Annotated in this window: 26 protein-coding genes; 10 read left to right on the forward strand and 16 right to left on the reverse strand. The window is 65.1% G+C overall.

Annotated features, from left to right (window positions below):
- Positions 1-27: 27 nt before the first annotated feature.
- Together AC3YMN_RS15190 and AC3YMN_RS15195 are read left to right on the forward strand one after the other, a co-directional pair.
- Entirely contained in the window at positions 28-282 is a 255-nt protein-coding gene (locus AC3YMN_RS15190) for a DUF2164 domain-containing protein (RefSeq protein WP_172122554.1), read from the forward strand.
- Complete coding sequence (locus AC3YMN_RS15195) at positions 282-644, forward strand: DMT family protein (protein WP_489890719.1); 363 nt, start codon at positions 282-284, stop codon at positions 642-644. The genes AC3YMN_RS15190 and AC3YMN_RS15195 overlap by 1 nt, the downstream gene beginning before the upstream one ends.
- Here AC3YMN_RS15195 and znuA read toward each other — a convergent pair whose 3' ends face one another.
- Positions 645-1,655 carry a zinc ABC transporter substrate-binding protein ZnuA gene (gene znuA, locus AC3YMN_RS15200; protein WP_489890643.1) on the reverse strand — a complete coding sequence of 337 codons (1,011 nt, stop codon included), beginning with the start codon at positions 1,653-1,655 and terminating at the stop codon, positions 645-647.
- Between the two features lie 85 nt (positions 1,656-1,740).
- Here znuA and AC3YMN_RS15205 point away from each other — a divergent pair, with 85 nt between their 5' ends.
- The 3 genes from AC3YMN_RS15205 to AC3YMN_RS15215 all read left to right on the forward strand — a co-directional run bounded on the left by AC3YMN_RS15205 (position 1,741) and on the right by AC3YMN_RS15215 (position 4,093).
- Positions 1,741-2,553 carry an ATP-binding cassette domain-containing protein gene (locus AC3YMN_RS15205; protein WP_489890644.1) on the forward strand — a complete coding sequence of 271 codons (813 nt, stop codon included), beginning with the start codon at positions 1,741-1,743 and terminating at the stop codon, positions 2,551-2,553.
- A gap of 324 nt (positions 2,554-2,877) precedes the next feature.
- Positions 2,878-3,693, forward strand: a complete 816-nt coding sequence (locus AC3YMN_RS15210) for a metal ABC transporter permease (protein WP_489890645.1) — start codon at positions 2,878-2,880, stop codon at positions 3,691-3,693.
- The gene (locus tag AC3YMN_RS15215) at positions 3,683-4,093 is read left to right on the forward strand and encodes a Fur family transcriptional regulator (protein WP_489890646.1); all 411 of its coding nucleotides are present in this window, start codon (positions 3,683-3,685) and stop codon (positions 4,091-4,093) included. The genes AC3YMN_RS15210 and AC3YMN_RS15215 overlap by 11 nt, the downstream gene beginning before the upstream one ends.
- 679 nt (positions 4,094-4,772) lie before the next feature.
- Here the strand turns inward: AC3YMN_RS15215 and rsmD are convergent.
- The 8 genes from rsmD to AC3YMN_RS15255 form a co-directional block, all read right to left on the reverse strand.
- The gene (gene rsmD, locus AC3YMN_RS15220; protein WP_489890647.1) at positions 4,773-5,351 is read right to left on the reverse strand and encodes a 16S rRNA (guanine(966)-N(2))-methyltransferase RsmD; all 579 of its coding nucleotides are present in this window, start codon (positions 5,349-5,351) and stop codon (positions 4,773-4,775) included.
- A gap of 31 nt (positions 5,352-5,382) precedes the next feature.
- Entirely contained in the window at positions 5,383-7,413 is a 2,031-nt protein-coding gene (locus AC3YMN_RS15225) for a pseudouridine synthase (protein ID WP_489890648.1), read from the reverse strand.
- A gap of 78 nt (positions 7,414-7,491) precedes the next feature.
- Positions 7,492-8,127, reverse strand: a complete 636-nt coding sequence (locus tag AC3YMN_RS15230) for a hypothetical protein (RefSeq protein WP_489890649.1) — start codon at positions 8,125-8,127, stop codon at positions 7,492-7,494.
- A gap of 141 nt (positions 8,128-8,268) precedes the next feature.
- On the reverse strand, positions 8,269-8,838 hold the full coding sequence (gene lspA / locus AC3YMN_RS15235) for a signal peptidase II (protein ID WP_489890650.1): 570 nt from the start codon (positions 8,836-8,838) through the stop codon (positions 8,269-8,271).
- 135 nt (positions 8,839-8,973) lie between these two features.
- Positions 8,974-11,940, reverse strand: a complete 2,967-nt coding sequence (gene ileS / locus AC3YMN_RS15240) for an isoleucine--tRNA ligase (protein WP_489890651.1) — start codon at positions 11,938-11,940, stop codon at positions 8,974-8,976.
- 625 nt (positions 11,941-12,565) lie between these two features.
- On the reverse strand, positions 12,566-13,537 hold the full coding sequence (locus AC3YMN_RS15245) for a bifunctional riboflavin kinase/FAD synthetase (protein ID WP_127752131.1): 972 nt from the start codon (positions 13,535-13,537) through the stop codon (positions 12,566-12,568).
- A 6-nt stretch (positions 13,538-13,543) separates the two neighbouring features.
- The gene (locus AC3YMN_RS15250) at positions 13,544-14,410 is read right to left on the reverse strand and encodes a TIGR01459 family HAD-type hydrolase (RefSeq protein ID WP_489890652.1); all 867 of its coding nucleotides are present in this window, start codon (positions 14,408-14,410) and stop codon (positions 13,544-13,546) included.
- A gap of 83 nt (positions 14,411-14,493) precedes the next feature.
- Positions 14,494-15,726 (reverse strand): EAL domain-containing protein, encoded by a 1,233-nt coding sequence (locus AC3YMN_RS15255; RefSeq protein ID WP_489890653.1) that lies wholly within the window; start codon positions 15,724-15,726, stop codon positions 14,494-14,496.
- Positions 15,727-15,865: 139 nt separating this feature from the next.
- Here AC3YMN_RS15255 and AC3YMN_RS15260 point away from each other — a divergent pair, with 139 nt between their 5' ends.
- Together AC3YMN_RS15260 and AC3YMN_RS15265 are read left to right on the forward strand one after the other, a co-directional pair.
- Positions 15,866-17,254, forward strand: a complete 1,389-nt coding sequence (locus AC3YMN_RS15260) for a sigma-54-dependent transcriptional regulator (protein ID WP_489890654.1) — start codon at positions 15,866-15,868, stop codon at positions 17,252-17,254.
- A gap of 65 nt (positions 17,255-17,319) precedes the next feature.
- On the forward strand, positions 17,320-17,865 hold the full coding sequence (locus tag AC3YMN_RS15265) for a dihydrofolate reductase family protein (RefSeq protein ID WP_489890655.1): 546 nt from the start codon (positions 17,320-17,322) through the stop codon (positions 17,863-17,865).
- Here the strand turns inward: AC3YMN_RS15265 and AC3YMN_RS15270 are convergent.
- The 3 genes from AC3YMN_RS15270 to AC3YMN_RS15280 all read right to left on the reverse strand — a co-directional run bounded on the left by AC3YMN_RS15270 (position 17,862) and on the right by AC3YMN_RS15280 (position 19,470).
- Positions 17,862-18,827, reverse strand: coding sequence for a DMT family transporter (locus AC3YMN_RS15270; protein WP_349236674.1), 966 nt, complete (start codon positions 18,825-18,827; stop codon positions 17,862-17,864). The two genes, AC3YMN_RS15265 and AC3YMN_RS15270, sit on opposite strands and share 4 nt — an antisense overlap.
- Positions 18,828-18,848: 21 nt before the next feature.
- On the reverse strand, positions 18,849-19,046 hold the full coding sequence (locus AC3YMN_RS15275; protein ID WP_127752126.1) for a hypothetical protein: 198 nt from the start codon (positions 19,044-19,046) through the stop codon (positions 18,849-18,851).
- Positions 19,047-19,107: 61 nt separating this feature from the next.
- The gene (locus tag AC3YMN_RS15280) at positions 19,108-19,470 is read right to left on the reverse strand and encodes a DUF427 domain-containing protein (protein WP_127752125.1); all 363 of its coding nucleotides are present in this window, start codon (positions 19,468-19,470) and stop codon (positions 19,108-19,110) included.
- Between the two features lie 184 nt (positions 19,471-19,654).
- Between AC3YMN_RS15280 and groES the strand changes: the two genes are divergently transcribed.
- The 3 genes from groES to AC3YMN_RS15295 all read left to right on the forward strand — a co-directional run bounded on the left by groES (position 19,655) and on the right by AC3YMN_RS15295 (position 22,037).
- Positions 19,655-19,945, forward strand: coding sequence for a co-chaperone GroES (gene groES / locus AC3YMN_RS15285; protein ID WP_127752124.1), 291 nt, complete (start codon positions 19,655-19,657; stop codon positions 19,943-19,945).
- Positions 19,946-20,015: 70 nt separating this feature from the next.
- Positions 20,016-21,656: a chaperonin GroEL gene (gene groL / locus AC3YMN_RS15290; protein ID WP_127752123.1), complete on the forward strand. Its 1,641-nt coding sequence runs from the start codon at positions 20,016-20,018 to the stop codon at positions 21,654-21,656.
- Between the two features lie 138 nt (positions 21,657-21,794).
- Positions 21,795-22,037 (forward strand): BrnA antitoxin family protein, encoded by a 243-nt coding sequence (locus AC3YMN_RS15295; protein WP_172122539.1) that lies wholly within the window; start codon positions 21,795-21,797, stop codon positions 22,035-22,037.
- 5 nt (positions 22,038-22,042) lie between these two features.
- On the opposite strand, the gene AC3YMN_RS15300 is transcribed toward AC3YMN_RS15295, so the two are convergent.
- The 4 genes from AC3YMN_RS15300 to hisS all read right to left on the reverse strand — a co-directional run bounded on the left by AC3YMN_RS15300 (position 22,043) and on the right by hisS (position 26,283).
- Positions 22,043-22,795, reverse strand: coding sequence for a TSUP family transporter (locus AC3YMN_RS15300; protein ID WP_248305231.1), 753 nt, complete (start codon positions 22,793-22,795; stop codon positions 22,043-22,045).
- A gap of 86 nt (positions 22,796-22,881) precedes the next feature.
- On the reverse strand, positions 22,882-23,589 hold the full coding sequence (gene hisG / locus AC3YMN_RS15305; protein WP_127752121.1) for an ATP phosphoribosyltransferase: 708 nt from the start codon (positions 23,587-23,589) through the stop codon (positions 22,882-22,884).
- Positions 23,586-24,650 carry an ATP phosphoribosyltransferase regulatory subunit gene (locus AC3YMN_RS15310; protein ID WP_489890656.1) on the reverse strand — a complete coding sequence of 355 codons (1,065 nt, stop codon included), beginning with the start codon at positions 24,648-24,650 and terminating at the stop codon, positions 23,586-23,588. The genes hisG and AC3YMN_RS15310 overlap by 4 nt, the downstream gene beginning before the upstream one ends.
- Before the next feature lie 136 nt (positions 24,651-24,786).
- On the reverse strand, positions 24,787-26,283 hold the full coding sequence (gene hisS, locus AC3YMN_RS15315) for a histidine--tRNA ligase (protein ID WP_489890657.1): 1,497 nt from the start codon (positions 26,281-26,283) through the stop codon (positions 24,787-24,789).
- Positions 26,284-26,322 lie beyond the last annotated feature (39 nt).

The raw sequence follows: 26,322 nt of genomic DNA on the forward strand, positions 1-26,322 counted from the left end.
GCCGCCGATTCTGGAGCCCTGCCCGCAATGAAGCCGATCAAGTTCAGCCGCGACGAAACCAAGGCCATGGTGGCGGAGATCCAGGATTATTTCCGGCTGGAACTGGACCAGACCATCGGGCCGATGCCGGCCGAGATGCTGATGACCTTTTTCGCCGAAAAGATGGGCGCCTATTACTATAATCGCGGGCTGCATGACGCCCAGGAGCTGCTGCGCAAGAAGGTCGAGTCGATCAGCGATGCGCTGTATGCGCTCGAGCAGCCCACCAAGGGCGCGCGGTAATCGCGATGGGCTGGAACTTCGCCACGCTGGCGCCGATCGGGCTCTTGATCGCGTCCAACCTCTTCATGACCTTTGCCTGGTATGGGCACCTCAAATTCCCCGGCACGGCGCTGTGGGTGGTGGTGCTGGCCAGCTGGGGCATCGCGTTTTTCGAGTATTGGCTGGCGGTGCCCGCCAATCGCATCGGCTACGGGGTTTATAGCGGCGCCGAACTCAAGACCATTCAGGAGGTGATTTCCCTGTCGGTCTTTGTGCTGTTCAGCGCCACGTATCTGGGCGAGCAGTTCACCTGGAACCACGGGATCGGGTTCGGGCTCATTGCGCTCGGGGCATTCTTTATCTTCAAGGGGCCGCTGGGTTAGCTAGCCCAGGCAGTCCAGGAGCCCATTGGCGAGGCCGCGCAGCAGTTCGGGGTAAAGGTCGGGACCTTCGGTGAGGGCCCCGCCTTCGGGGTCGAGCACACCGGCTTTGGCCGTGCTGCCCTCGGTGATGGCGGCGATGATGGTCGGCTCGAAATTGGGTTCGGCAAAGACGCAGGTGGCCCCGAGTTCGGCCACGCGGGCGCGCAGGGCGTCGATCCGCTGGGCGCCGGGCATAACGTCGGGGGTGACGGTGACGGAGCCCGCGACGGTGAGGCCAAAGCGGTTCTCGAAATACTGGTAAGCGTCATGAAAGACGAGGAAGGGCTTGTCGGCAACGGGCGCGAGGGTCGCGGTCAGTTCGGCTTGCAGCGCGACGAGGTCGGCTTTTTCGCGCTCGGCATTGGCGGCGTAGGCCGTGGCGTTACCGGGATCAGCTTGGCTCAGCGCTGCGGCGATGGCATCGACCATGTGCATGGCGTTTTGCGGATCGAGCCAGAAATGCATGTCGCCGCCATGGTCGTGGTCGTGCCCTTCGTGGGCGTGCTCTTCGTGATCGTGCGCCTCGTGGTCGTGCTCTTCGTGATCATGGCCTTCGTGATCGTGACCCTCGTGGTCGTGCTCATGGTCATGACCCTCGCCCTCGTGGCTGTGGGCTTCGAACGTGCCGCCTTCGCGGACCGGCAGGAGGGTGATGCCAGGCGCCTGGCTCAGTTCCACCACTTCGGCTTCGCCTGAAAGCGTGGTCAGTGCATCGGCGAGGAACAGCTCCATGCCAGCGCCGGTCCAGAACACGAGATCGGCATCCTGCAGCGCGCCGGCATCGGACGGACGCAGGGCATAGGTGTGGGGGGAAGCGGCGCCCCGCACGATGAGGGTCGGCTCCCCTACCCCCTCCATTACTGCTGCAACGAGGGAGTGCACCGGCTTGATCGAGGCTACCACATTGGGCGCGGCCATGGCCGTGCTGCCCAGCAGCAGGCTCGAAACCAAGGCAAGGGGGAGCAGCTTCATCGGCGCAATCCTGTTATGTTATTACGTTCTTGCTGCGTTATGCTATAACGTTTAGAACGCTGTCAAGCGACGTGATGGAGCGGAAATGGACGGGCAGGCAGGACGCGAAACATTGATCAGCATGAGCGGCGCCGGCGTGCGCCGGGGCGCGCGCGTGCTGGTGGAAGGGGTCGACCTGGCCATCCGGCGCGGCGAGATCGTGACGCTGATCGGGCCCAATGGTTCGGGCAAATCCACCACGGCCAAGATGGCGACGGGCGTGCTCAAGCCGACAACGGGCACGGTGGCGCGCCTGCCGGGGCTGCGCATCGGCTATGTGCCGCAAAAGCTGACCATCGACTGGACGCTGCCGCTGACGGTGGAGCGGCTGATGACGCTGACCGGCCGCTTCAGCCGCAGCGAAATCGAGGCGGCGCTCGATCTGGTCGGGGCGCGGCGGCTCCTCGGAGCGGCGGTGCAGGAATTGTCGGGCGGGGAATTCCAGCGCGTGTTGTTTGCCCGCGCCACCATCCGCAAGCCGGACCTTCTGGTGCTGGACGAGCCGGTGCAGGGCGTCGATTTTGCCGGCGAAGTGGCGCTCTATGAATTGGTGCGCCAGATCCGCCACAGCTCGCGCGCCGGTATCCTGATGATCAGCCATGATTTGCATGTGGTGATGGCGGAAACCGACACGGTGATCTGCCTCAATGGACATGTGTGCTGCACGGGCACGCCGGCGGCGGTCAAGCGCAGCCCGGAATATCTCGCGCTGTTCGGGCCGCGCGCGGCGGAAACGCTGGCGATTTATGAGCACCACCACGACCATGAGCATCATGATGATGGGTGCGTGGTGGCGGCGGGGGCGGTGCATGAGCATGCTCATTCGCACGGGCATGGGGGGCACCGGCATGGGCACTAGGGGCATGAAAGCCGAGTATGTTGGAGGCGCCCGAACCCCCACCCTAGCCCTCCCCTCAAGGGGGAGGGAACGGGACCGCGCGTTTGGCGGATCGGGGCGGTTTCGACGACCCCCTCCCTCGACCCCTCCCCTCAAGGGGGCGGGAGGACAAGAGCACCGGGGGCAGTGATCTGGAGTTCTTTCCCTCTGACCGAAAATCATGCCGAGGTGTAAGAGCTAGGGCCTCCCTCCCCCTTGAGGGGAGGGTTGGGGTGGGGGTCGTTGGAGAGGCGCAAGTATCCGGTGACTTCATCTCCCGCCCATCGATTATCGAGGAACACACATATGCTGGGTGACTTTTTCTCGCGCTCCCTCATCGCCGGGATTGGGCTGGCGCTGGTGGCGGGGCCGCTGGGGTGTTTTGTGGTGTGGCGGCGGATGGCCTATTTCGGCGACACCATGGCCCATTCGGCGCTGCTCGGCGTGGCGCTGTCGATCATCTTGTCACTCAACATGACGCTGGGCGTGTTTGCGGTTGCGGCGCTCGTCGCCGGAGCGCTGCTGCTGTTGCAGCGGCAGGCGACGCTCTCGACCGATGCGCTGCTGGGCATTTTGAGCCACTCGACCCTCGCGGTCGGACTGGTGCTGGTGGGCTTTTTGACCACGGTGCGGATCGACCTGATGGGCTTTTTGTTTGGCGATATTCTTGCCGTTTCGGTCGAGGATATCATGGTGATCTATGGCGGGGGCACGGCGATCCTCGTCGTGCTGGCGCTGGCCTGGCGGCCGCTGCTGGCTTCGACGGTCAGCACCGAGCTGGCGGAAGCCGAAGGGCTGCGCCCGGAAGCGAGCCGGATCATCCTCATGATCCTGATGGCCAGCGTCATTGCCATTGCTATGAAACTGGTGGGCGTGCTGTTGATTACCTCCTTGCTGATCATTCCGGCGGCAACCGCGCGGCGCCTAAGCGCAACGCCTGAAGGCATGGCCGCGGTTGCGGCGGGGCTCGGGGTGATTGCCGTGGTGGGAGGGCTGTTCGGCTCGCGCAACTGGGATACGGCCTCCGGACCCTCCATCGTCGTGGCGGCCTTGCTGGTGTTTCTGGTTTCGCTCGCCGTGCCGGTCCACAAATTGTTTGGGAGGAAAATTCATGGCGCATAGCCACGCCGCACCCACCGACCTGACGCGCAACCAAGGGCTGGTGCTGGGCGCGCTGACCGGGTCCTCGGCTCCCCTCAGCGCCTATGACATTCTCGACCGGCTGCGCGAGGACGGTTTGCGGGCGCCGCTGCAGGTTTATCGCGCGCTCGACAAGCTGGTGGAACGGGGCCTCGCCCACCGGCTGGAATCGCTCAATGCGTTCGTTGCCTGTGCGGACGAGCACTGCCATCGCAAGGGGCTGATTGCCTTTGCCATTTGCGAAGGGTGCGGCAAGGTCGATGAATTTGCTGACCCCGTGATCGAAAGCCGGCTGGGGGAATGGGCGGGCAAGACCGGGTTCAAGGTTGAGCGCACGACGATGGAAATTCGCGGGCGGTGCGAGGCTTGTGTGGGGGTGTAGGGGCTAGGCTCGATGCCCTCCCTCCCCCTTGAGGGGAGGGCTGGGGTGGGGGTTCGGGCGGTAGGTCTTCCCCCGTTAAGAGTTTTCCCGACGGCCTGAACCCCCACCCTCGATCCCTCCCCTCAAGGGGGAGGGAGGCGATGGGGCCCCGCCGTTGGCGAAAGCGGAAGAATTTCGGGACGGGCCCCGGCTCAGGGTCGGGGTGACAGCTGGGGGCGAGGGAGATTGGACCTCCCACGCTGTTAAGTCCTCCTGACCGTCCAGATGCGCGATGCGCCCCCTCCCCCTTGAGGGGAGGGCTGGGGTGGGGGTTCGAGCCGTGGGTCTCCCCCGTTTCGAGTGTATCCCACGGCCGGCCCCCACCCTCGATCCCTCCCCTCAAGGGGGAGGGAGGCGATGGGGCCGGGCCGTTGGGGCAAGCGGAAGAATTTCGGGATGGGCTCCGGCTCAAAACCGGGGTGACAGCTGGTGGGTGGGAGAGATTGGACCTCCCACGCTGTTAAGTACTCCTGACCGTCCAGATGCGCGATGCGCCCCCTCCCCCTTGAGGGGAGGGCTGGGGTGGGGGTTCGAGCGGTGGGTCTTCCCCCGTGACGAGTTTGTCCGACGGCCTGAACCCCCACCCTCGATCCCTCCCCTCAAGGGGGAGGGAGGCGATGGGGCCTCGCCACCGGCTTACCTACGCCTCGACCGCTGCTTCCGGCTCGCCAAAGACCAAAAAGTGGATGGCGGCGGCGCCGTATTCGCGGCGGTCGGTGAGGGTGAAGCCGGCGGGGATGTCGAGGGTGGCGTCGCGGCTTTCTTCCCAGACGATGGTGGCCCCGGGGGCGAGCCAGTTGTTATCGCGCAGGCCCGCAAGCGCTTGTTCGCCGAGCTGCTGGCCGTAGGGCGGATCGAGAAAAACGAGGTTGAAGGGCTTCATCGAGCCGGGCACGCCCAGATCGGTGGCGTCGCGGCGCAGGAGCTTGGTGATGCCCCCGGCGCCAAAAGCCTCGATATGGTCGCGGATCAGCCCACGGGCTTCAGCGCCGGTATCGACAAAGGTGACGTGACTGGCGCCGCGCGACAGGGCTTCGAGCCCCAGCGCGCCGGTGCCGGCAAACAAATCAAGCACGCGAACACCATCCAACACCGGCCCAAGGCGGGACGCGAGGATGTTGAACATGGATTCGCGAACCCGATCGGCGGTGGGCCGGATCGAGAGATCGGATGGCGAATTGAGCCCCTTGCCGCGAAAGCGGCCAGCAACGATGCGCATCTAGCTCAAACCCCTTTCGGCACGCTTGCGGTCAGGGTTTTGGCCGGCGGGGGCCCGATGGGCGCCCTGCCCCACCCGCTGGCCGACCAGCACCACCCGGACGACCGCCGCCACCAGGGCGGGCGCCACCGGAAGCACCGGGGCGGGCGCCACCGGGCTTGCCGAAGCCGCCGGGCTTGCCGAAGCCGCCGGGACGCGGACCGCGGGCCGGGGCCGCGCCTTCGCGCTTGGGATGGGGCTTGCCGTCGGGGCGAACCTTGGGCTTGCCATAGGTCTTGGCTTCCGAGCCGAACTCGTCGCGGCCGGGACGAGGGCCACCAGGGCGAGCACCAGCTGGGCGTTGCGGCCGATCACCGGCAGGGCGAGGACCGCGCTGTGGGCGATCGCCATCGGGGCGATTGCCGCGCGGTTTGTCGGAGAAATTGCGGCCAGGGCGCGAGGGCGCACGATCGGTGTCGGGGCGCGGGGTGTAAGCGCGGGGCGCGCCCGCGGCCTCGGCGTCGGCGCGCGTGCGCGGCTGGAAATCGCGCTGCGGGCGTTCGGCATCGCTGCGGCGCGGACCACGGGGCGTGCCGGTGAACTCCCGCGCTGGGCGCTCGGCGCCACCTTCGGAGCGTGGCGGACGGGGCCGATCGCCAAAGGACTTGTTGCCACCAGGACGCCCACCAAAGGACTTGCCGCCGGGGCGATCACCAAAGGACTTGGTGCCGCCGGGGCGATCACCAAAGGACTTGGTGCCGCCGGGGCGATCACCAAAGGACTTGGCGCCGCCGGGGCGATCACCAAAGGATTTGCCGCCGGAGGGACGGTCACCGAATGAACGCTTGGGCTTGTCGCCAAAAGATTTTGGACCGCTGCGGTCACCATCCTCGCGGCCAGGGCCGCGGGGCTTGTCGAAGGCGGGCTTGGCGGGACGCTCGGGGGCCTTGCCAAAGCTGCGGGCGGGCTGGTCGTCCCTGTCGCGGAAGGCGGGGGCGCGGGTGGAACGCTTGGCCACGAATTCTTCTTCACGGCCATCATCAAAGATCACGCGGCGCGGTGGCGCCTCGTATTCCTCGCGCTCCTCGACGCGGCGCGGGCCGGGCTTGCGGTTGTCAAACCGACCCGGACGATCCTGACGCGGGCGTTCGGCGCGCAGTTCTTCCTCGGTTTTTTCGGCGTGGTCAGTGAAGCGGAAGCGCTGGCGGGCGATCTCGACCGTGTTGGTGCCGCGGCCGGTCAGGCGGTCGCGCGTGGGCTTGCCGATCAGCGCATTGGCTTCAGGCATTTCGCTGTCGAAATCCACATCGGCCGCTTCGGCGAGTTTTTTGCCGAGCTGGTCGCGCAGGGTGGCCGCCCGCACGGTTTCGATGGCCCCGACAGGGATGTCGCCGAGCTGGAACGGGCCATAGGAGACGCGGATCAGGCGATTAACCTCAAGTCCGAGCGCGCCCAGCACGTTCTTGACCTCGCGGTTCTTGCCTTCGCGCAGTGCCATGACGAGCCAGACATTGGAGCCCTGCTCGCGCTCGAGGGTGGCTTCGATGGAGCCGTATTTGACGCCATCGATCTCGGTGCCGTCCTTGAGGCGATCAAGGGCGGCCTGGGTCACGGTGCCATGGGCGCGCACGCGATAGCGGCGCAGCCAGCCGGTGGCGGGCAGTTCGAGCACGCGCTTGAGGCCGCCATCATTGGTGAGGAGCAAAAGGCCTTCGGTGTTGATGTCGAGCCGGCCGACCGACACGACGCGTGGCAGGCCGTGGGTTTCGAGCGCTTCAAAGATGGTGGGGCGGCCTTCAGGGTCTTTCTCGGTGACCACGAGGCCAGCGGGCTTGTGATAAAGCCACACGCGGGTGCCCTGGCGGGCGGCGAGCGGGGCGCCATCGACGGTGACCTTGTCGCGGTCGGTGACGTTGAAGGCGGGGGTGATGACCTTCTTGCCGTTGACGGCGACGCGCCCCTCGGTGATCCACACTTCGGCATCACGGCGCGAGCAAAGCCCGGAGCGGGCGATGACCTTGGCGAGACGATCGCCGGTATCGGGGGAGGCTGGTTGGTCGGCCATGAGTTCGGTGCCTTTCATGCGGGACCCAAAGGGGCGGCGCGGAAACAAGAAGCCCCGCCGCAATGGGCGGGGCTGAATAACGAGTGCGGCCTGAGCCTATCTGCTGGTCATGCTCTTCATGCTGGCATTGGGGCCGGCGCCCAAAGTGCCAGGGCTCGTGACCTGGGGCTGCTGGGCCTCGATGGCGCGGCGCACATCGGCCGGGCAGCGGCGGTCGCGCAGCGAGACCACTTCCCCGCTCGGGGTGCGGCACAGCAAATCGGCATCACCCACGCGAGTAAAATAGTCGTCAGGCGGCAGATAAAGCGGGCGCTTGCCGGTGGTGCTGACCTCCATATTGGCGCCCTGCATGCGGGCGGTCAGCGCCGAGGTTTCCTGCTCGGTCAGGGGACGACCGGCGATGGTGCGGGTATCGACGACACGGGCATTGCGCAGGCGCTTGATCTCGGCTTCGCTCATGCCGGCGGTGTTGAGCTGGACGCGATCGCTGTTGACGGGCAACTGGGCGGCAGCCGACTGGGTCGGCGCCGGAAGCGAGGCGGCATCGCGCGGCAGCACCAGCGGGGCGCGGGCCTGGGTCAGATCTTCCTTAGGGTCGGCGCGGTTGAGCAGGCCGACTCCGCGGGCAGTCGAAGTCATCACCTCGCGCTCGAAAGTGCCGACATCGGTCAAGGCATTGGTGCCTTCCACGGTGGTGCAGGCCGCCATAGTCAGGGTCAGCAGCAGAGCCAAGCCGGCTTTGCCCCAAAGGGAAGCTCGCTTTGCAGCAGTCTGTGGCCCGGTGGATCCCATGCGCATGAAACGTCCTTCAGAATGTCGGGAGTGCTTATAAACTAGTTCCGCGCCTAAAACCAGATTGGGGCGCGAGCATGTTCAAGCAGCGGGCGTAGCGGGGCGTGGACGGCCAACGCCCAGCATGTCGAGCAACAGCAAGACGACTCCGGCAGTGATCGCCACATCGGCCAGGTTGAAGATGTAGAACGACAGCGTGCCCCAGTGGAAATGAAAGAAATCGGCCACGGCGCCGTAGATCAACCGGTCAACGCCATTGGACAGCGCGCCGCCAATGCACAGGCCCAGCCCGAGACGCAGCAGAGCACTATCGGCGCGCACCCACCAGATGGCGAGGGCGACGACGGCGACCAGCATGACGAGCCCCAGGGTCCAGACCGGCAAGCCGTCGAGCAGGCCATAGGAAATGCCGGTGTTCCAGACGAGGACATAATCAAAGAACGGGGTGACGCGCACCACTTCCCCGCCGCTCCAGCCACTCATGGAAAAGGGGATGAAAGCCTCGAAGTGATCAACGCAGGCACCCGCCAGAAGCGAAATGCAGTTGGCGGACACCTGCATGGTCTTGTGCGCCCGATCGAGGCCGAAAACGAGCACGGCTGCGGCGAGCGAGACGTAAACGGAGGGGTCGGCAAGGGCGCGCAGATTCATCGGGAGGCGTCCAACCAATTGGGGGATGTCGCGGGGTCGTGCGAAGATCGGGAGTCGTTCGCCCCCACCCGGCCTCCCCCACGGAGGGGGAGGTGAAGGGACGTGCGGAGCTGAGATCGAAGCTCGGGCACCAGGCTAGAGACCGGCGGCGGCGCGTTCGCGCAGGGCCTGGGCGTCGCGCAGGGTGACGTCGGGGAAGTCGGGATCACTGCCCACTTCGGGCAGAACCTTCCAGGAGCGGGCGCAACGCCGGCCCTCTGCCAATGCCGGCACGACCGCTACGCCGGGCACATCATCGAGGCGGAAGGCATCGGCGGGGCCTTCGCCCCCGACCAGTTCAACCGCCGAGGTGATGGCGATGTCGGCCAGGTCTTCACCCTGCACTGCGGCGAGCAAAGCGGGGTCGCTGATGAACACTTTGGGGGCCGCTTCGAGCGAGGAGCCGATGCGCTTTTCGCGGCGTTCGATCTCGAGCGCCCCGGTGACGACGCGGCGCACATTGCGGATCAGCTGCCATTTGGCGGCCAGTTCGTCGTTGAGCCAGGCGGCGGGCACTTCGGGGAACAAGCGCAGATGCACGGAGGCATCGGCTTCCTTGTGCCGCTCGAGCCAAACCTCTTCCATGGTGAAAACGAGGATGGGCGCGAGCCAGGCCGTGAGGCAATCAAAAAGCCCATTGAGCACGGTCAGGGCAGAGCGGCGGCGCACCGAGGAGATCGGGTCGCAATAGAGCGCATCCTTGCGGATATCGAAATAGAACGCCGACAGCTCGATATTCATGAAATTGGTGAGCAGCGTCACCACACGGCGATAGTCATATTCCTTGTAGGCGGCGCGCACCTGGCCATCGAGTTGGGCCAGGCGATGCAGGATCAGCTGCTCGAGCTCGGGCATGTCGGCGGGCTCGGTCGCATCGGCGGGCTGGTAATGGGCAAGATTGCCCAGGAGCCAGCGCAGGGTGTTGCGCAGCTTGCGATACGCATCCACCGTGGTCTGGACGATCTCCTTGCCCAGGCGCAGATCCTCGGAATAATCGGAGGACGCCACCCAGAGGCGCAGGATATCGGCGCCGTATTGCTTGATGATGTCCTGCGGGGCAACGGTGTTGCCCAGGGACTTGCTCATCTTGCGCCCTTCCCCATCCATGGTGAAGCCGTGCGTCAGCACGCTTTCATAGGGGGCAAAGCCGTTGGTGGCGCAGCTCTCGAGCAGCGAGGAATGGAACCAGCCGCGATGCTGGTCCGAGCCTTCCAGATACATGGAGGCGGGGAATTTGAGGTAGGGCCATTTCTGCTTGTTGCGCAGCACAAAGGCGTGGGTCGAGCCACTGTCGAACCACACATCGAGCACGTCGCGGACCATCTCGTAGTCCGCCGCGTCGTAGCTCTCGCCGAGGAACCGCTGGGCGGCGCCTTCGGCGTACCAGGCATCGGCGCCTTCGGCCTCAAAGGCCTGGGCGATGCTATGGTTGACCGCTTCGTCCTTGAGGATTTCGTTGGTCTGGCGATGCACGAAGACGGTGATCGGCACGCCCCAGGCGCGCTGGCGCGACAGCACCCAATCGGGGCGGTCTTCCATCATCGAGCGCAGGCGGTTCTGCCCCGCAGGCGGATAGAATTTGGTGGCGTCGATCGCGTTGAGCGCACGGTGGCGCAAGGTATCGCCGGCAACGCCCTCGATGGCGCGGTCCATGTAAACGAACCACTGGGGCGTGTTGCGGAAGATAACCGGCTTCTTGGAGCGCCAGGAATGGGGATAGGAGTGCTTGACGCGGCCGCGGGCAACCATCATGCCGCGCTCGGCCAGGGCTGCAATCACGCGATTGTTGGCGTCGCCCTTCTTGCCGTTGTCATCGATGACGCGGGCGCCTTCGAAGCCCGGGGCTTCGGCGGTGTAAAAACCGGCATCGTCCACGGCAAAGGGGATGGAGGTGTCGATGCCGCGCTCGGCGAGGAGCCGGCCCGAGTTCATCCAGATTTCAAAGTCATCGAGGCCGTGGCTGGGCGCGGTATGCACAAAGCCGGTGCCGGCATCATCGGTGACGTGTTCGCCATCGAGCAGCGGCACATCGAAAGTGTAGCCGTCGGCAAGGCCGCGCAGCGGATGGTGGCAGGCGGTGATCTGGCCGGGATCAACATCGCCAAGGCGCGTGAAGCTTTCGACCTTGGCCTTGGCAAAGACTTCGGCCGCGAGCTTGTCGGCGATGACGTATTTTTCGCCAGTCGTGGCCCAATTGCCTTCAGGAGCCGCGGTGATCTCGTAGAGACCATAAGCGACCTTGGAGGAATAGGAGATCGCCCGGTTGGCGGGGATGGTCCAGGGGGTGGTGGTCCAGATCAGCACAAAGGCGGAACCGAGGTCGCGCACCTGGCGGGCGGTGGCGGCGAAATCCGCGCCGGCTTCGGCTGAAGCGCCATGCACCGGGAATTTCACCCAGATCGTGTCGCTTTCATAATCCTGATATTCGATCTCGGCTTCGGCGAGGGCGGTGCGCTCCACGACCGACCACATCACCGGCTTGGAGCCGCGATAAAGCTGGCCGGAAGCGGCAACCTTCATCAGCTCGCGCGCGATCTGGGCTTCGGCGTCAAAGCTCATGGTCAGATAGGGATTGTCCCATTCACCCAGCACGCCCAGACGCTTGAACTCGTCGCGCTGGATATCGACCCATTGCTCGGCAAAGGCGCGGCATTCCTGGCGGAATTCGATGATCGGCACTTCGTTCTTGTCGCGGCCCTTGGCGCGATACTGCTCCTCGATCTTCCATTCGATAGGCAGGCCATGGCAGTCCCAGCCGGGCACATAGGCCGAGTTGAAACCGAGCATCTGCATGGAGCGCGACACCATGTCCTTGAGCGTCTTGTTGAGCGCGTGGCCGATATGGATGTTGCCATTGGCATAGGGAGGGCCGTCATGGAGCGTAAACAGCGGACGATCGGCCGCTTGTTCGCGCTGGCGGGCATAAAGATCCATCTCTTCCCAGCGCTTGAGCCAGAGCGGCTCGCGATCGGGGAGCCCGGCGCGCATGGGGAACTCGGTCTGCGGCAAAAACAGCGTCGACGAATAATCGGTTTCGGTGGCGCTTGCAGCGGTATCGGTCATGGAGGCGGCAATCTTTGGGGGAGGTTGGCGGCCTTTTAGCAAGGTGAGGCGCGAGGGGCAAAGGTTGATTTGCGGTGGGTGGGGGTGATGGGGGCCGTCAGTTCCGCGTGAATGCCGGCGGACGCGGAGTGCGGCGGGTTCTCCCCCTTGAGGGGAGCGGTTGGGGGCGGGGGTCGATCAGTGGCCCACATAACCACCCCCTCTCCGGCCCTCCCCTCAAGGGGGAGGGAGGCGATGGCTGCGGGATTTGGCTTGCGAGGAGATATTTAAGCGCAGTGGACCGCTTGCTGAACTCCCGCCTAGAGCCCGGTGGAGAGCCTCCCCTCCTCCTTGAGGGGAGGGGTTGGGGGTGGGGGTTCATCAGTGGCCCACCGCACCACCCCCTCCCCGGCCCTCCCCTCAAGGGGGAGGGAGGGCAGGAGCCGAGAGCAAGGAGTTGGGCACGATAGGTCCCCTCCCCCTTGAGGGGAGGGCTAGGGTGGGGGTGCAGGCGGCTGAGCTTGAGTGGAGGAGCGAAGGGGAACCGTACCCAGGCTCCACTCGGAGGCAAAGCCGGAACCCCCACCCTCGGTCCCTCCCCTCAAGGGGGGAGGGAGGCGATGGCTCATGGGGCCGAGTTCTTGGGCTAGCCGACGAAACCCAGCTGTTCGTCGAGCGGGCTGAGGGGGGTGGCTTGGGTGAGGAGGGTGCGGGCTTTGCCCGAGTCGCGGTCCATGGCGGCGATCAGTTCATCGAGGCCGCTGAACACTTCCTGGCCGCGGATATGGCCGACCAGGGCGACGGTGATGGTTTGCCCATAGATGTCCTCGTCGAAGTCGAAGAGGTGGGTTTCAAAGGGCGGGCGCTGGTTGTCGAACATGGGCTTGCCATAGGCGGCAACGCCGCCAAAAAGGCGATTGCCGAGGCGGGCGCGCACGGCATAGACGCCCTGGGCAAGCTGGAAGCCGTTGGGGGTCATGGTGTTGGCCGTGGGGTAGCCCAGTTCGCGGCCGCGCTGGTCCCCGCGCACGACGCAACCATCAAAGAACCAGTGGTAGCCCAAAAGCCGATTGGCCGCGGTGACCGCCCCTTCCGAGAGGGCGGCGCGGATGCGCGAGGAGGAGATGGGCTCGTCGCCCTCGTCCATCAGATCAAGGGTCTGGACGGCAAAGCCCGCCGCCTCCCCCGCCGCCTTGAGGAAAGTGGGCGTGCCGCGCCGGCCGCGGCCGAAATGAAAGTCGGAGCCGACAATGACGCCGGCGACGTTCATGGCATCGACGAGAAAGCGGGACACGAAGTCTTCCGCCTCGATCTGGGAAAAGGCGCGATCGAAGGGGAGGATGACGATGCCATCGAGCCCGAGGGCTTCCGCCAGCCGCGCTTTGGCGTCGCCATCGGTGAGGCGGAACATGAAGGGCGAGGGCGCAAACACATCGCGCGGATGCGGCTCGAAGGTCAGCAGCACCGCGGGCGCCTTGGCCCGCGCCGCTTCGGTCTTGAGGGCGGCCAGGATCGACTGGTGGCCGCGATGAAAGCCATCGAAATTGCCGATGGCGACATAGGCGCCCCGCAGGGCGGCGGGGACGTCATCGAGGCTGGATAGTCGAATAAAGGCCACGCGCGCCTACCAGGTGAGGCGCGGCAGGAAGCCGGCAAGGCGGGCGCCACTGGGGGCCACGAGATCGGCGATCAGCTGCGGATCGGGGCTGCCAAAGGCATCGAGTTCGGCCGCGTGGATCGAGCCGGTGATGAACAGCAGGTCGAGCCCGAACTGGGCGGCGCCGGTGGCATCGGTGCGCACGCTGTCGCCAATGGCGAGCACGCGGCTTTTGTCGAGGGGCTTGCCAGCGGCCTGTTCGGCGAGGCGGAAGGCTTCCTCATAGATGGGGCGATAGGGTTTGCCGGCCATGTGCACGATCCCGCCCATGGCTTCGTAGAGGTCGCCCAGCGCGCCGCCGCAATAGATCAGGCGGTCGCCATGTTCCACGACGCGGTCGGGATTGGCGCAGATCATGGGGAGCTTGCGCGCGAGCCAGTGCTCGGCGCGTTCCCGATACATTTCGGGGGTGTGGGTATCGTCATCGAGATCGGTGACCACGACAACTTCGGCTTCGTCGGCGCTGGCGCGGCGAACATTGAGGCCCTCGTAAAGGGCATCGTCTTCGGTGGCGGGGCCGACATGGTGGATCGCGCGGCCGGAATATCTAGCGATCATGGTGCGGGTGGCATCGCCCGAGGAAACGATCGCGTCATAGGCGGTGCGGGGCACGCCCAGGCGATCGAGCATCTCGACGATGGGGCCCGAAGGGCGCGGGGCATTGGTGATCAGCACCGCCGTGCCGCCCGCTTCGCGGTATTTGACCAGGGCGTCGACGGCGCTGGGGAAGGCGGAGACGCCATTATGGATCACACCCCACACATCGCTCAGCACCGCATCATAGCGCCCGGCAAGATCGGACAGGCCGGAAATGGAGGCGGGATGGGGCGTCATGGGGAACTCCGAAATAAACTGCTGCGTGCTATGTGGCAGCTTGGGGGCGCCGATCAAGCCCAAACAGCACGGGAGTGGTCGGCTCAACCCTCGGCCCGACGCAGGGGCGGGCCGGGCTGGCGGCCGCCATCGAGCAGCAGATCGCCGCGCAGCGGGGCGGCAGCGCCCAGATGGGGCCCCTGCACGAGGCTGATGCGTGCATCGATCAGCTCGGGGATCTGTGCTTCGGCGGTCACACCGGTGGCGAGCAGGATCACCCCGAAACGGGCGAGATAATCGGCAATATCGGCGGCGTGGAAATCGGTGAGGGATTCGGGGGCGTGGAGGAACCGGGCGGCATCGATCCGTAGGGAGCGCACGCCGCGGGCGGCAAGTTCGCCCACATCGAGGCGCAGCGATTGCACGGCCAGGATGCTGTAGCCTGAGCCCTTCTTGTGGACGGCGTCGGCCACGGCGCGCTCGGCGGTGGTCAGGGACAGCCATTCTGCTTCTTCGATCGCAAAGATCAGGCTGGGCGCGACGGGGCGATTGGCTTCGAGCGAAGCGATCAACCCTTCGGCGGCCTGGCCGTCGCCCAGGGTCGCCCGCGACAGCGGCACAAAGAGATTGGGCCTTTGCCCGGCAGTGCGGGCCCGGCGGGCCAGGGTAACGGCTTCGAGCAAACCGATGCTTTCGAGCTGACGCAGCACATCGGCGCCGCCCTGGCGGGGCAGGAAATCGGCCGGTTCAGCCAATGCGCCCGCTTCGAGGGCGAGGCGTGGCACCAGATCAAAGCCGGTGGGGCGGCGCTGGGGCAAGGTCACGACGGGCTGGACGTGAAAGAGCAGCCGCCCTTCGCCAAAGGCGCGCCGCACGGTTTCGAGCGGAATCGTAGGATCGCGTGGTGGCGGCACGATGGTCGCGGCTGGGGCAGGTCGCAGCGCGGCGGGTGCGGTCTGAGGTTGGGCCGCCCTTTCCTCGATATCGGCGACGGCTTCGGCGACCTGGCGGATAACGGTGCCCAGAACGGAGATGTCGGCTTCGACGGCGCCTAGGCGCGGGCCGGCATTGAGGTCGGCCATGGCGTTGATGCGCTGGCCGAGCACGGCGCCGGCCTTGGCATCGGTGGACAGGAGGCGCGACAATTCCTCGATGGCGCGCTCGAGCCGCTGCTCGGCGCGCTGGCGCAGGACACGCTCATGGGCGGTCACGGCGATGCAGCCGAAAACCAGCGCGGCGAGAATCGCCTGGGCGGGGGTGAAGGCGAGCCCGAAATAGGCCGCAGTTCCGGCTGCTGCCGCTGAAACCGCGATAAAGGTGTAAACCAGGCCCTGCACAGCGCGATGCGATCCCCTAACGGACGCCGGGATTCGGCCCCAATGTTCTTAGCATCGCCCCGGCCCGGGCTGGAACGGAATATTTACCCTGTTGGAGAACAATCGGCGGGCGTCGAACTATACCAAAGGCAAAGCCGCAATGCGGACAAACACTGGGGGACCCCTGGCAGTGCCGGGCCGGCTGCTCCTGATCGAGCGTGATCAGCGATCGGTGCGGCATCTCAAAGAAGCTCTCTCGGGGCAATTGCGGCCAGCGCCACAGCTTGCCCTGGCGGCCTGCGGCCGGACCGGGGCGGAAACCTTGCGGCGCGAAGCCTTTGACCTGGTGCTGGTGGATCTCGGAAGCCTTGAAGATCCCGGCACTGACGAGGCGATGGCGCGACTGGTCAAACTGGCCGATGGCGCGCTGGTGATTGCCCTGTCGGATGGTGGTTCGGTGTCGGCATCGCTGGTGGCGATGCGGGCTGGGGCGCATGATTGCCTGACCAAGCCGGTTGACGGGGCGACGCTGTTGACGCGAATCGGCGAGTTGGCACAGCGCCACGGCAAGGCCAGTGCCCTTTTGGGTGAGCCCGCCCTGCCCCCGCCCTCGGCCGACTTTGCCGGCTTTGTGGGTGGCTCAGGGGCGATGCAGGCCGTTTACGAGCAGATCATGCGGATCGCGCCTTCCCCTGCCCCGGTGTTCATCACCGGGGAAAGCGGCACTGGCAAGAATTTGTGCGCCGAGGCGCTGCATGGCAGCAGCCCACGCGCTGGCCGCCCCATGGTCGTGGTGAACTGCGCGGCAGCCGACGCTGATTCCCTGGCACGCGAATTGTTCGGCGCCGGCTCGGATGGCGTGGGCGCGGCGCGGCGGGCGGATGGCGGCACGCTGTTTCTTGACGAAGTTGCGCAACTCGACCCCGAACTGCAGGCCAAGCTGCTGCACCTGTTGCAGACCGGCCGGATCACTGGCGAGGGCGAGGCGCCAACCAACGCGCTCGATATACGAGTGGTTTGCGCCACCAAGGAGCCGCTGACGCAGCTGATCGAAACCCGCCAATTGCGCGAAGACCTGTTTTACCGGCTGCATGTGTTGCCGATCCACCTGCCGCCGCTGCGGCAACGGCCAAGCGACGTGTTGCCCCTCGCCCGCCATTTCCTTGAGCGGTTCGGGCGCGAGCAGGGCAAGCAGTTCTCCGGGTTTTCGCCCGAGGCGGTTGCGGTGCTGGGCGGATCGGAATGGCCCGGCAATGTGCGGCAATTGGAGAATCTGATGCGGCGCATCGCCGTGCTCGCCGATGGCGGCGAGGTCAGTGCGGCCATGGTGGCTTCGAGCGCTGCAGTGGGCGAACTGGGCCCCGGCGGCAATCGGGCCGAGCGCCGTTCGCCGGTGCGGCCAATGTGGGAGCAGGAACAGCGCATCATCGAGGATGCCATTGCCAGCTTTGGCGGCAATATCTCGCTGGCGGCAGCGGCCCTGGAGATCAGCCCCTCGACCATCTACCGCAAGCGCCAGGGCTGGGCTGGGCTGGAGGTGGCCAGCTAGCCTGCTGCCAGGGTTTGACAGGGCACGGATTTAGATCAAGCCCGGTTCAGCAATGGAGGTGAGTTGTGACCACTGGTCATGTGTTTATCGGCACCAGCCTGGATGGCTTTATCGCGCGCAAGAATGACGACATCGCCTGGCTGACGGATTACCCGACGCTTGGCGAGGATCACGGTTTCAACGCCCATATGGAACGAGTGGATGGGGTGATCATGGGGCGCGGCACCTATGAGGTGATCAAGCATTTCCGGCCGTGGTTTTATTCCAAGCCCGTGCTGGTGCTGAGCGGCAGCATCACCCAGACCGATCTGCCCGAGGAGATTGCCGACAAAGTCGAGATTGTGGATGCAACGCCCGAGGAGGCGATGCAGCGGGTCGCGGGCCGGGGCTGGCGCGCGGCTTATGTGGATGGCGGCAAACTGATCCAGGCGTTTTTGCGCGCCGGGCTGATCGAGGATCTGGTGATTAGCCGTATTCCGGTGTTGATCGGCGAGGGCATTCCCCTGTTCGGGCCGCTTGGGGCCGACCTGGTGCTCGAGCATGTGGAAACCCAGGCCTTTCCATCGGGCCTGGTGCAATCGCGCTATCGCGTCCCCGGCAATGCGGCCTAAAGGCTGCTGGCCTGGCGGGCCTTGTTCCGATCGAGCCCCAGGCGGTGCTCGCGGAAGATGATGAAGATGCCCGAGGCGATCACGATCGCAGCGCCGCCCAGCATGGGCAGCGTCGGGATGTCGCCGAAAGCGAAGTAACCCACCGCCAGGCCGAGCAGCAGCGAGGTATATTCGAACGGAGCGATCACCGACATTTCGGCATGGCGATAGCTGGCAGTGAGGAGGATTTGCCCGACGCCGCCGGCAATGCCCGCCAGGACGAGGATCACCGTCTGCTCCAGCGTCGGCCAAACCCAGCCGAACGGCAGGGTCAACAGCGACAGCACCGAGCCGGTGATGAAGAAATACAGCACGATGGTTTCGGTGCGCTCGGTTTGCACGAGGCGGCGCACCTGCATCATGGCAAAGGCCGAAAAGATGGCAGCAAGCAGCGCGGCGAGCGCCCCCAGGGTTTCGCCGGTGCCCATGGCGGTTTGCCCGCTCAGGATGGTGAGCCGCGGCCAAAGCATGATGATCACGCCGACGAGGCCCACGATCACCGCCGTCCAGCGGTAAAGCTGCACCCGCTCCTTGAGCAGCACGGCGCCCAGCACCACCACGACCAGCGGCGCGGCATAGCCAATGGCAATGGCCTCGGGCAGCGGCAGCATGGTGAGCCCGTAAAAGCTCAGGCCCATGGAGGCGATGCCGATGAGGCCACGCAGCACATGGCCGAACGGATTGTTGGTGTGCAGGCCGAAACGCAGATTGCCCTGCCACGCGAGATAAACCAGCACCGGCACGATGGCGAAAAAGCAGCGGTAGAACACGAGTTCGCCCGCGGGGATGTTCTCGGCCGCCTTGATCAGGGCCGACATCGCTACGAAAACGCAGACCGAAGCAACCTTGAGGGTGATGCCGCGTAGCGGAGCAACCGTGGCAGGTGGAGAAAAAGCCGGGTTGGCCCCGCCGGAAAGTGTCACTTGCGTCTCGTTTGCGCTGGCTTAGTTGGCAGCGGCTTTTTCGAGTTTTTCCTTGGCCTGGCGGGCGGTGGCGAAGGCCTTGTGTTCGGGGCCCATGGCGCTGCCGGATTTGACAACGGCGCCGGCGGCATCGAGCAGTTCCCATTGCCAATTGGCGTTCTGGCCACTGCCGCCCTTGAGGCGCAGGCGGATCTGGAGGGGTTGAGCTGGTGTGTTCATGGCTTCCCTTATGCCCCAAGCCCTGGGGCGATGAAAGCCCCAAGGCAACCCGCAATGGCGGTTAAACCGCTGTGCGGCGATATTCGATCTTGTCGCCCCAGAAGGCGATCATATCGCGGATGGGCTCCACCAGTGGACAAGGATCGGGATAATACCAGGCAGCATCCTCGGCAGTCGCCGTCAGGGTCTTGATGGTGTAGTAGGAGGCCTCGCCCTTATAGGGGCAGGTGGTGTGGGTGTCGGTGGCCTCGAGAATACCGGGCTGGATGTCCTCGCGCGGCAGGTAAATGCGCAGCGGGGAGCCGGGCTCATCGACTTCCAGCGCCCGGATGGAATCGGCAATTTCCGCGTCATCGAAGATGACGTGGACGCGGCCTTCGGCCGGCCGGATCTTGATGTCCTTATCAAGACATTGAACGGTCATGATCTCGTGCCTTTCTAGCTGTGCGTATCGGTGCTCAACGCATCATCCCCGCCCGGGGTTCACCCTGCCCCGGCTTGACTCGGATGCGCCCCCTGCATATATCAGCGACACCCTGTTAGCACTCTCACTCGGTGAGTGCCAAAGGGCGCGAATTTGCAGTCCCGATGATGCTATAGGAGCAATCATGAGCTTCCGTCCCCTCCACGACCGCGTGGTCGTCCGCCGTCTCGACAGCGAGGAAAAGACTAAAGGCGGGATCATCATTCCCGACACCGCCAAGGAAAAGCCCTCCGAAGGCGTTATTGTTGCAGTTGGCCCAGGTGCCCGCGATGACAGCGGCAAGGTTGTGGCGCTGGACGTCAAGGCCGGCGACCGCGTGCTGTTTGGCAAGTGGAGCGGCACCGAAGTCAAGGTCGACGGTGAAGACCTGCTGATCATGAAAGAATCCGACATCATGGGCATCGTCGAAGCGTAAGGCGATTTGCTCAGTCAAATAGCCCGCTTCCCTGCCCTTTTCCCTGTCTGCACTTTAAGGAGCGCCTCACATGGCAGCTAAAGAAGTAAAGTTCTCCACCGACGCGCGCGACAAGATGCTGCGTGGCGTCAACATCCTGGCCAATGCGGTCAAGGTGACCCTGGGCCCCAAGGGTCGTAACGTCGTTATCGAAAAGTCCTTCGGTGCTCCGCGCATCACCAAGGACGGCGTGACCGTTGCCAAGGAAATCGAACTGGAAGACAAGTTCGAGAACCTGGGCGCGCAGTTGCTGCGTTCGGTCGCCTCCAAGACCAACGATATCGCCGGCGACGGCACCACCACCGCGACCGTTCTGGGTCAGGCCATTGTTGTTGAAGGCGTCAAGGCTGTTGCCGCCGGCTTCAACCCAATGGATCTCAAGCGCGGCATCGACATGGCCGTGGAAGAAGTCGTGGCTTCGCTCAAGGCCGCTTCGTCCAAGATCAAGTCGTCGTCCGAAGTCGCCCAGGTCGGCACCATTTCGGCCAATGGCGAATCGTCCATCGGCGACATGATTGCCGAAGCCATGCAGAAGGTCGGCAACGAGGGTGTGATCACCGTCGAGGAAGCCAAGACTGCCGAGACCGAGCTCGATGTCGTTGAAGGCATGCAGTTCGACCGTGGCTATCTCAGCCCCTATTTCGTGACCAATGCCGAGAAGATGACTGCCGTTCTGGAAGATCCCGTGATCCTCCTGCACGAAAAGAAGCTCTCGAACCTGCAGGCCATCCTGCCGATCCTCGAGTCGGTTGTGCAGAGCCAGCGCCCGCTGCTGATCATTGCCGAAGACATTGAAGGTGAGGCTCTTGCGACCCTCGTCGTCAACCGTCTGCGCGGTGGTCTCAAGGTTGCTGCCGTCAAGGCTCCTGGCTTTGGCGACCGCCGCAAGGCCATGCTGGAAGACATCGCCATCCTGACCGGTGGCCAGGTGATCTCCGAAGATCTCGGCATCAAGCTCGAGAACGTGACCATCGACATGCTGGGCACTGCCAAGCGCGTCGAGATCACCAAGGAAAACACCACGATCGTTGATGGTGCCGGCACCCAGGAAGACATCCAGGGTCGCGTTGGCCAGATCAAGGCGCAGATCGAGGAAACCACTTCGGACTACGACAAGGAAAAGCTGCAGGAACGCCTGGCCAAGCTCGCTGGCGGTGTTGCCGTGATCCGCGTCGGCGGCTCCACGGAAGTGGAAGTCAAGGAGCGCAAGGACCGCGTCGACGACGCTCTGAACGCAACCCGTGCTGCCGTTGAAGAAGGCATTGTTGCTGGTGGTGGCGTGGCGCTGCTGCGCGCTTCCAACGCAATGACCGTCAAGGGCATCAACGCCGACCAGGACGCTGGTATCGCCATCGTCAAGCGCGCTCTGCAGGAGCCCGTACGCACCATTGCCAATAACGCCGGCGCTGAAGGCTCCGTAGTTGTGGGCAAGATCCTCGAGAACTCCTCGCTCACCTTCGGCTACAACGCCGCAACCGGCGAGTATGGCGATCTGGTGCAGCTGGGCGTTATCGACCCGGTCAAGGTGGTTCGCACGGCTCTGCAGGACGCAGCTTCGGTTGCTTCGCTGCTGATCACCACCGAAGCCCTCATCGTCGAGGCTCCCAAGGACGCAGCACCGGCAATGCCGGGCGGCGGCGGCATGGGCGGCATGGGCGGCATGGACTTCTAGTCCAGCCATTCAGGCAAAAAATTCAGGATCGTTTCTTCCCAGTCACGATCTTGGTTGGAAAGGCGCAGTGGAAACACTGCGCCTTTTTCTTGCGCCGATCCCGCGCTAGAGTGAGGGCTCTCAACCCACGAGGATTGTATGCGGACGCCACGACGCGGAAGCGCTTACGACCAGGCGGAAGCCGCCTTCAAGAGCGCCACGAGCAAACCAGCTGCACCTGCGGCACCCGCCAAGGCGGCTACGCCACCGGGTGGCAAGGAACTGGTGTCGCTGCGGCTCGACCGGGCGGTGCTGGAGCATTTTCAGGAGGATGGGCCGGGCTGGCAGGAGCGCATCAACGCGGCGCTGCGCCAGGCCGCCGGGCTGGAGCCCGAGGACTAGGTTTTTTAGCGGAAGATCAGCAGGCGCAGGGCGAGGATGATCGAGACGACCACCACCAGCGGGCGGATGATCTTGGCCCCGAACCGGATGCCGATGCGCGCGCCGGCATAGCCGCCCACGACCTGGCCAACCGACATGGCGATGGCGGCTGGCCAGACCACGTCCCCGGCGATGATGAAGATGATCAGGGCCGACAGGTTTGAGGTCAGGTTGAGGATCTTGGTGTTGCCGGCAGCGCGGGTAATGCCGAGCCCGAACAGCATCACAAAGCCGATGGTGAAGAACGAGCCAGTGCCCGGACCGAACACCCCATCGTAAAAGCCGAGCACAAAGCCCATCAGCGGCACGAAAAGCTCAAAGCGCAGGCGCGGCGCGCGGTCGAGGTCGGACAAGTTGGGGGCGAAAAGGAAATACAGCGCCACCCCGATCAGCGCCACCGGCACCGCGACATCGAGTAGGGTCACGTCGATCTGCTTGACCACGAGAGCGCCAACAAGGCTGCCGGCATAGGTGGTGAAGAGTGACGGGACCAGCTTGCGCAGGGTGACAAAGCCGCGCCGCCAATAGGTCAGCGCCGCAAGGCTCGTTCCCACCACGCCCTGCAGCTTGTTGGTCGCGAGCGCGGCCACGGGCGGCACGCCGGCCGAAAGCAGCGCGGGCAGCGAGATCATACCCCCTCCCCCGGCAATGGCGTCAACAAAGCCAGCCAGCATGCCAGCGCCAGCGAGCGCCAGCAGCACAAGGGGATCGAGCAGCATATCAGGGTCCGGGGGTTAGGCGGCGGGCGGAAGAGTCGGCACTTGGCTTAGCCGCCAATGGGGAGGGCTGGCAATGGGGCGCAGCGCTAGAAGTCGGCGGCGGCCCCTAACGTGCCCAATATGTTCTCGAGCGCCACGCGACGCTCGGGCGTCCAATCGGCGCCACGCGACACAAACAGGCAGGCCTGGCTGCGCAACATCACGCCGTCTTCCAATACGCGCAGGCCGTTGGCGGCAAGGGTCGAGCCGGTACTGGTGATATCGACGATGATATCGGCCACCCCGGATGCGGGCGCGGCTTCAGTGGCCCCGAGGCTTTCCACCGTCCGGTATTCGGCAATGCCGGCGCGGGCGAAATGCTGGCGGGTGACGGTGATATATTTGGTGGCAATGCGCAGCCAACGGCCGTGGCGGGAGCGGAAGTCGGAAGCGACATCGGCCAGATCATGGAGATGAGTGACATCGATCCAGCTATCGGGCACTGCGACCACCACATCGGCATTGCCAAAACCCAGCTCGGCGGCAACCGCGACGGCGGCCGGCCCGACTTCGCTGGTTTCGTGGATCAGGTCGAGCCCGGTGACGCCCAGATCGATGGTGCCGCGGATCAATTCGCGCGCAATCTCGGCCGCAGGGTAAAAGCGCACGGTGATCTCGGGGTGTCCGTCCACTGCGCCCAGATAAGAGCGCGCGCCGCCGGGGCGGGTGATCTCGAGGCCGCGGGCGGCGAACCAGTCGCGGGTTTGCTCTTCAAGACGCCCTTTGGAGGGCACGGCAAGGGTAAGGCCGGTCATTGCGCTAACTCGGCCTCCAAACGATCAACCCACACGGCGCAGCCGGAGGCGGCGATGGGCGCCGTAGCGCCAAGGCGCTCGAGCAGCCGATCATATTGCCCGCCCGACACCAGGACGGCGCCGCCGGGACCGCGCATCTCGAAAACAATGCCCGTGTAATAATCGAGCCGGGGCGAGAAGCTGGCGTCAAAGCTCACATGGGCTTCGCCCAGATTGTCGAGATGCCGGCGAATAGTGCGAATGGGGGCGCCCAGCATCAGCCGGTGCCGCGCCGCCAGCGCTTCGAGCCGGGTCAGCGCCTGCAATACGGGGCCGGAAATGGCGAGATAGTCCCGCAGCAGCGCCAGGGTTGTGGGGGGCACATGGGCGGCATCAAGCGCCTGCTGCTCGAGATAGCGGTCGGCGATTTCGGTGGGGGTGCGTCCTTCCGACAGGCTGAGGCCCGCCGCCACCATGTTTTCGGTAATCTCGCCGATCAGCGCTTCGCGCGTGGGCTGCTCGGCGCGGGGAGCGTCCGGGGCGGCCTCCAGCCGGCTGAGCAGCCGAGCCATGGCCTCGGTGTGGCCGAAGCGGTGGCGGATGCGGGGGCGCCAGGGCGCGGGCATGTCGGCCTGGGCCAGCAAGGCCTCGAACAAGCCAACACCGCCGAGCCGGATGTGCGGGCGCACGCCATAAAGGTCGAGCGCGGCGCGGGCAAAGGTCAGCACCTGATCGAGGGCTACATCGCCATTGGGCTGCGCGACGAGTTCAAGCCCCGCCTGGTCGAACTCGGCGGGAAGGCCCTCGCGCTGGCGAAAGATCGGACCCAGATAGGAAAAAGCGGCCGGCTCACCGGCGCCATTGGCGATGTAATCGGCCACGATGGGCAGGGTGAAATCGGGGCGCAGGCAGTATTCCGCGCTACTGGCACCCGAGGTCAGCAACAAGCGCCGCCCGAATTCCTCGCCGGCCAGGTCGAAATAAGGATCGGCCGGCAGCAGCAGGGGCGGCGCGGCCCGGGTGGCGCCCTGAGCCTCCACCAGGGATTCGAGCTGGGCGCGACGGTAAGCGGCGTGCGTCATGCGACCGCTCCGGATCGAGGATAAGCCTGGCTGGGTAACTCACTGAATGACCCCCTCCCCGGCCCTCCCCTCAAGGGGGAGGGAGGGCAGGAGCCTTGAGCTCCTGGTGTGCTTTCCGATCCGATCAGGCCCCCGGTCATTGCTCGCTCAGCAGCTGCTGGATGGCGCTTACCAGGTCTTCGCGCTTGATCTCGAACTGGCCGGGTCGCGCGGCTTTCCATTCGGCATTGTCGGTGATGGCGGCGGCGGCCTGCTTGCCGGCCACGAGATCCTTGACCTGCAAAATGCCCCCTTCGCGCTCGAGCGAGCCTTCGATGATCACGGCAGGAGAATTGCGTTTGTCGGCATAGGCGACCTGCTTGCCGAAATTCTTGGTGTTGCCCAAAAACATTTCGGCGCGAATGCCGGCGGCGCGCAGTTCCGAAACCATGGCCGCGTAGCCGGCGGTCTGGTCCTTGTCCATCACCAGCACGACAACCGGGCCGACCGGTTCGGCTGACTTGAGATTGCCGGTGAGCTTGAGGGCATTGGCCAGGCGCGACACGCCAACGGAGAAGCCGGTGGCCGGAACAGGTTCGCGCCGGAAGCGGGACACGAGGCCATCATAGCGCCCGCCGCCCCCTACCGAGCCGAACACCACGTCCTGACCCTTTTCGTTTTGCACCTTGAAGGTGAGTTCGATCTCGAAAACTGGACCGGTGTAATATTCGAGGCCACGCACGACCGAAGGGTCGAGCACGACGCGACCGCCAAAGCCGGCGGCGCTGACCAAGCCGAAGATGGACGCAAGTTCCTGAACGCCTTCGAGCCCGGTAGCTGAGCCGCCGATAAGGCCGGCAAGATTGTTGATGGTGGCGATCACATGGGCGTTGCTGCCCTTTTCGACGCCCGGGGCCGGAGTGCCGCTTTCGAGATAGCCCAAGATAGGCTCGATCTGTTCGGCCGACAGGCCGGCGCCCTTGGTGAAGTCGCCGCTTTCGTCCTTGCGGCCGGCGCCCAGCAGCAGCTTGACGCCGTCGATGCCGAACTTGTCGAGTTTGTCGATGGCGCGCAGCACGATGAGCTTTTGCTCTTCAGTGCCGCCGCCGGCGGTCGCCAGCACGCCATCGAGCACCTTGCGGTTGTTGACGCGCACCACATACTGGTTCTGCAGGCCGAGTGCATCCATGACATCGGCCATCATCATGCACATCTCGGCGTCCGCCTCGGGGCCGGCGGCCCCAACGGTATCGGCATCGAACTGCATGAACTGTCGGAAGCGGCCGGGGCCTGGCTTTTCGTTGCGGAACACATAACCCTGCCGATATGAGCGATAGGGCTTGGGCAGGGTTTCGAAATTCTCGGCGAAGTGGCGGGCGAGGGGCGCGGTCAGGTCATAACGCAGGCTCAGCCACTGCTCGTCATCGTCCTGGAGCGAAAACACGCCGGCATTGGGCCGGTCGGTATCGGGCAGGAATTTGCCGAGGGTTTCGGTGTATTCAAACAGCGGCGTTTCCACCGGATCAAAGCCATAGCGCTCATAGACCTGGCGGATGGTTTGCACCATGGCATCAACGGCCGCGATCTCGCCGGACGTGCGGTCTTCAAAGCCGCGCGGCAGGCGCGGAGCGATCAGCTTGGCTTTTTGGGTCATTGGGCGGTCCTGGGGCACGCGTCGTCCTTAGCGGATCGG

The sequence above is a fragment of the Devosia sp. Z11_6 genome, from assembly GCF_058133665.1.